The sequence below is a fragment of the Bradyrhizobium campsiandrae genome, from assembly GCF_014529705.1.
Taxonomy (GTDB): Bacteria; Pseudomonadota; Alphaproteobacteria; order Rhizobiales; family Xanthobacteraceae; genus Bradyrhizobium; species Bradyrhizobium campsiandrae.
The window spans coordinates 1-401 of sequence record NZ_JAANIH010000252.1 but is presented as its reverse complement, the minus strand read 5'-3'; the positions used below and the strand labels follow the sequence as shown (position 1 = coordinate 401).

Sequence of the window (401 nt, the reverse complement as noted above, 5' to 3'; positions counted from 1 at the left end):
TCCCGATCCAGGTCACCCGAGACGGCGACGGCGTACCCGATACACAAGACAACTGCCCCACCATAGCCAACCAAGACCAAACCGACACCGACCACGACGGCATCGGAGACGCCTGCGACCCCCACACCACCACAAAGACACCACGATGACCACCCACAAAAACACACCCGAACAGCAATACCGCCACGCACCCCTCAACGGCCTGGCCATCGGTACCATCATCGGGGTTGCCTGGGTCCGCGTGCTTTTGATTCCTGGTTTGTTCGCGAATGACCCTTCGAGGCGAGCGAAAATGGATCTTGTCGCATGGATGTTGCCTATTCTTGGATGGATTACCGGGGCATGGGAACGGTCCTTTACTTCCCGTGGGGATCCAGCAAAAATAGAGCATGGAATTAAGG

2 protein-coding genes are annotated in these 401 nt (G+C 57.1%); both read left to right on the top strand.

The genetic code is table 11. The features are described from left to right. Positions 1 to 5 precede the first annotated feature (5 nt). On the top strand, positions 6 to 149 hold the full coding sequence (locus G8O24_RS47315; protein WP_233486680.1) for a thrombospondin type 3 repeat-containing protein: 144 nt from the start codon (positions 6 to 8) through the stop codon (positions 147 to 149). Continuing rightward, the coding region (locus tag G8O24_RS47310) for a hypothetical protein (RefSeq protein ID WP_202988839.1) at positions 146 to 401 on the top strand (256 nt) is incomplete at its 3' end. The genes G8O24_RS47315 and G8O24_RS47310, both read left to right, overlap by 4 nt.